The 517-nt window shown below is 36.4% G+C and carries 1 protein-coding gene; it reads left to right on the forward strand.

Features of this window, described 5'->3' with window-relative positions; genetic code table 11:
* Nucleotides 1–374 (forward strand): ATP-binding cassette domain-containing protein (locus E3E37_RS10845; RefSeq protein WP_167717356.1); only part of this gene is annotated, 374 nt, incomplete at its 5' end.
* Between the last annotated feature and the right edge of the window lie 143 nt (nt 375–517).

Genomic DNA, 517 nt, shown 5'->3' on the forward strand with positions numbered 1-517 from the left:
TAAAGCCAAACAAAAAAGCTATTGAACTATCAATTGGACAAAGAAGAAGACTCCAAATAGCCAGGGAATTAGTACATAAACCAACGTTATTGTTTCTTGATGAGCCTACAGTTGGCTTAGATGTTGAATCGAGGTATAAGGTCATCGAAGTTATAAGGAATATGAAAATCCCCGTATTCTTTACAACTCACAATATGTGGGAAGCAGAAAGACTATGCGACAGAATCGCAATTATAAATAAGGGACGAATATTAACAATTGACTCTCCAAAGTCTCTAATTAGGAAAACCAACTCAGCCAACTTAGAAGAGGCATATCTTAAGGTGATTAAAAATGAGACGCCTGATATATCGGAATCTAAGAACGACCTATGACCTGAGGCCTCACCTGTTTTTTAGCTTACTCCTTCCAACGCTCATTTACATTTTCATAATTTCATTGGCATACAACAAAATTGTAAAACCTATACCGATGTATGACAGATATTTAAGCTATTCCGCCTTTTTTGTACCTGCTG

This window comes from Thermococcus sp. ES12 (genome assembly GCF_012027515.1).
Taxonomy (GTDB): domain Archaea; phylum Methanobacteriota_B; class Thermococci; order Thermococcales; family Thermococcaceae; genus Thermococcus; species Thermococcus barossii.